This is a genomic window from Streptomyces phytophilus, from assembly GCF_013870535.1.
In the GTDB taxonomy this organism is placed as follows: Bacteria; Actinomycetota; Actinomycetes; order Streptomycetales; family Streptomycetaceae; genus Streptomyces; species Streptomyces phytophilus.
In genome coordinates this window covers 1-4,270 of record NZ_JACBXC010000482.1, presented here as the reverse complement: position 1 = coordinate 4,270, position 4,270 = coordinate 1, and the positions used below count along the sequence as shown (strand labels likewise).

The following is a 4,270-nucleotide window of genomic DNA, read 5'->3' as shown; positions in this document are numbered from 1 at the left end:
CGGGGCGGCGGGGCGCCCGCGGCAGGCGAGCGGCGGCCGGCCGGGGCAGATCCCCGGCCGGCCGCCGCCGTGGTGTCGACTCACCTGCGGGTCACTTCAGTTCACCGTCACCTGCACCGCACCGCTCGTCAGGTCACCGGTGTCGTCCGTGACCGTCAGATGGGCGGTGTACGTCCCCTTCCTCGCGTACGTGTGCGTCGCCGTCGCCGCGCCGTCGGCCGTCGCGTTGTCGCCGAAGGCCCAGTGGTACGACTTGGCCGTACGCCCCTCGGGCAGCGTCACCGCGCCCTCGAAGGAGACCTCGGCCGGCGCCGTCCCGCTCTCCGGCGAGGCCGCGACCGTCACCTTCGCCGCCGACTCCTTCTCCGCGCCCCGGCCGTTGAAGTGCAGCCAGTCCAGCGCCACCAGGTCGGGGCTCGTCGGCGTCCACGCCGGGTTGGAGAAGACCACGTAGACCTTCTCCACCCCGCCCGGGTCGGACAGCGGCACCGTGGGCGAGACCACGTTGGCGAAGTCGCCGGTGTTCGGGATCGTCGCCTTGCCCAGCAGCTCGCCGTCCGGCGCGTTCGCGCGGAACTCGACGTCGCCGCCGAGCCCGCCGGAGGAGGCGCCGACCGTCACCGAGTCGATCCCGCTCGGGGTCCCCGGGTCCAGCACGATCCAGTCGCCGTCCTCGATCTCACCGAGCCGCTTGCCCCCGGAGGAGTCCTCCCGGGCCAGCGTCTCCACGCCGCCGTTCGCCCCGCCGGTGCCGCTGTGGTGCTCGGCCTCGCGGAACTTCTGCCGCAGGCTCAGCGAGTCGGAGCCGACCAGGCTCGGCACGCCCTCGGCGCCGTCGTCCTCGTACTGCGCGCTGATGCCGTAGTAGAGGTTCTGGCCGGGGCCGTGGCTGTCGCCCGGGTCGGTCTTGAACTCGCCCTCGCAGCCGGTCAGGTTGTCCAGCGGGTGCAGGTGGTCGTCGTGCCCGAGCTGCGTCTGCACCACCACGCGCGAGCAGTCGATGTCACCGTCCTCCGCGTCGCTGACCTCCACCTTGTACGGAACGGTGTCGCCGAAGTCGAACGCGGTGCCGTTCGCCGGCGTCGTGACCTTCACCTCCGGCCGGGTGTTGCCGACGGTCACCTCGTGCACCGCCATGCCCGTGCGCTCCGGCGGACCCTCCACCGTCAGCCGGGCGTTGAACCGGCCCTTGTCGGTGTAGGTGTGCGTCGGGTTGGGGTCGGTGGAGTCGGTCGTGCCGTCGCCGTCGAAGTCCCAGGCGTACGTGATCGCGTCACCGCCCGGCGAGTGCGAGCCCTCCGAGGAGAACTCCACCGTCAGCGGCGCGGGCCCGGAGTCCGCCGACGCCGACAGCTTCGCCACCGGCGGCCTGCCCTCGGCGACGTAGTCGATGCGGTAGATGCCCGCGTTCTCGTTGCTGCCGCCGCGGCCGGTGCCGCTGCCCTCGCCGAAGTCGATGACGTACAGCGAGCCGTCCGGACCGAAGTGCGCCTCGAAGGGCTGGATCCAGTCCAAGTCGCCGAAGATCCCGTTGATCGACTGCAGGTCGCCCTTCTTGGCGGGCTCGAACCGCGGGTCCTCGAACTGCTGGTCCTTCTCCTGGAACGAGAACGTCTTGAACCACTTGCGGGTCAGCTCGTACGTGATCCACTTCCCCTCGAAGTACTCGGGGAACTTGTACGGGCTGTCGTTCTCGGGGTCGTAGTCGTAGACCGGGCCGCTCATCGGGCCGCCGCCGCCGGTGCCCAGCTCGGGGAACTCCTGCGAGGCCGAGTAGGCGTACCAGACCGTGGCGGGCTGCGCGGGCGGCAGCTCGGTCTTGCCGGTGTTGTTCGGCGAGTCGTTCACGGGCGCCGAGCAGTCGAACTTCTCCCCGGTCTGGCCGGCGGCGAAGTCGTAGTCGTTGAACGGGGTGTTGTCGCCGATGCAGTACGGCCAGCCCTGGTTGCCCGCCTCGGTGATCCGGTTGTACTCCACCGTTCCCTCGGGGCCGCGGTTCGGATCGGCGCCGCGCGCGTCGGGGCCGTAGTCCGCGACCAGCAGGGCGCCGGAGAGCGGGTCGGTGGTGATGCGGAACGGGTTGCGGAAGCCCATCGCGTAGATCTCGGGACGGGTCTTCGCCTCGCCCTGCTTGAACAGGTTGCCCTTCGGGATGGTGTACCCGCCGCTGTTCGTGGGCTTCACCCGGAGCACCTTGCCGCGCAGGTCGTTGGTGTTGCCCGCGGTGCCCTGGGCGTCCCAGGCGCGCCGGCCGTCCCGCTCGTCGATCGGCGTGAAGCCGCTGGACTCGAACGGGTCGGTGTTGTCGCCGGTGGCGACGTACAGGTTGCCCTTGGCGTCGAAGGTCACCGAGCCCGCCATGTGCACGTTGGCCCGGCCCTCGCCGCGCCACGTCGGGATCGTCAGCAGCACCTTCTGCGACGCCGGGTCGGCGGTGTCCCCCTTCATGGTGAAGCGAGACAGGTTGATGAGGTTCTTCTCCTTGTCGGAGTGCAGGAGGTAGACCCAGTTGTTCTTCGCGAAGCCCGGATCGAGGGCGAGCCCGAGGAGGCCGTCGGACTGGCTGGTCATCTCGGGGGTGTAGTCGAAGTCCAAGGCGGTGGTGACGTTCAGCGTCTCCTGGTCGACGACCTTCAGCTCACCGGTGCGCTGGGCGTAGAACACCCGCCGGTCGGGGGCGACGGCCAGCTCGAACGGGTCGGCGAGGTCTTCGGAGACCAGCGCGGTGCGCTGGAAGTTGCCGGTCTGGGTGGCGGAGCAGTCGCCGGGCGCGTCGCCCGCGGCCCACCGGATGCCGCCGAGCAGGTGCTTGAGGAACAGCGGCTCGTCGAACGACGACGCGTCGTGTCCGCCGGCGGTGAACCACGACCGGCCGCCGTCGTACTTCTGGCACCACGAGTACGCCTGGTCGACGCCCTCGTCCAGCCCGGTGATGCCGTCGCGCACCTTGACCTGCGCGAGGGTGTGCACCTTGCCGGTCGGGTTGGCGCGCCAGTTGTACCACTCCTCGTTGCGCTCCCACAGCTGCGGCAGGCCCTTGGTGGAGGGGTGGGCGTCGTCCAGTACCTTGATCCGGCCGGTCTGGGGCACGGGGTGCTTGTCGAAGATCGCGCCGACCAGGCCCTCGTACCAGTCCCAGTCGCGCTCGCTCGCGGAGGCGGCGTGCAGGCCGAGCCAGCCCCCGCCGGCCCGGATGTACGACTGCAGCGCGGCCCGCTGCCCGGCGTCGAGCAGGTCGCCGCTCTCGGGCGTGGAGTTGGTGTTGTTGAAGAGGACCGCCTCGTAGTTCGCGAGGTTCTCCTCGGTGAACGCGGCGGCGTCGTCGGTCGCGTCGACCTCGAACCCGTGCTCCTCGCCGAGCTTCTCGACGGCGGCGATGCCCGCCGGGATGGAGTCGTGGGTGAAGTTCGTGACCTTGGAGAAGACCAGGACCCGGAAGCCGGCTTCCTCGTCCTGGGGGGCGGCCGTCGCCGAGGCCGTGCCCAGGAGCAGCGCCAGCAGCGCGGCCAGGACGGCGACGGGTGACAGGGGTGGTCTTGCTAGGCGTCTCATAGTGCTCCCAGTCGTGCCGGAACACGGGCGCGCCGGAGGGCGGGCCCGCTTCATGTGGCGTAGAAAGCGCTTGCTGACGGTGCTCTGTCAAAGTAAGCCCTTACCTACGGGTGGTCAACGGTCGTGCGCGGACCGGCAGTAGGAGCCTTTCCGGAGCGTACGGGGACGGGGAGAACCCGCGCGGGGTGGTGCACCGGGCACCGATGCGCGCCCGGCGCACCACCCCGCCCGCGGCGTCACGTCGAATTCAAGATCTCGTAGCCGGGTATCCTCACGGGATGGGCGAGGACCTGAGCGCGGCGGCGGCCAAGGGCTGGGCGGTGCGCTGGGAACTGCAACGGGAGCAGCGGGAGCCCGGCCGCGAAGACCGGTTCACCGTCGTCGGAGACCTCGTGGAGCGGGTCACCGACGGCCGCCACCGCCCCGCCGTCCTCGACCTCGGCTGCGGTACGGGCTCGCTGGCCGCCCGGCTCAAGCGCCGCATGCCCGCGCTGGACGTCGTCGCCGTCGACGCGGACCCCGTGCTCCTCGGCCTCGGCCGGCGCATGCACGGCACGCAGATCCGCTTCGTCGACACCGTGGTCGGCGGCATCCGCTGGCAGGACGACCTCGACCTCGACCGCCCCCTCGACGCCGCGGTCTCGGCGACCATGCTGCACCGCCTGCCCGAGCGCATGCTCCTGGAGGTCTACGGCCGGCTGCACGCCCTGCTCCGCCC

2 protein-coding genes are annotated in these 4,270 nt (G+C 71.0%); one reads left to right on the top strand and one right to left on the bottom strand.

Annotation, left to right across the window (positions count from 1 at the left end):
• Positions 1-96 precede the first annotated feature (96 nt).
• Entirely contained in the window at positions 97-3,552 is a 3,456-nt protein-coding gene (locus H5J30_RS19675) for a ThuA domain-containing protein (protein ID WP_181788726.1), read from the bottom strand.
• Between the two features lie 278 nt (positions 3,553-3,830).
• Here H5J30_RS19675 and H5J30_RS19670 point away from each other — a divergent pair.
• A partial coding sequence (locus tag H5J30_RS19670; RefSeq protein WP_181788725.1) for a class I SAM-dependent methyltransferase occupies positions 3,831-4,270 on the top strand: 440 nt, incomplete at its 3' end.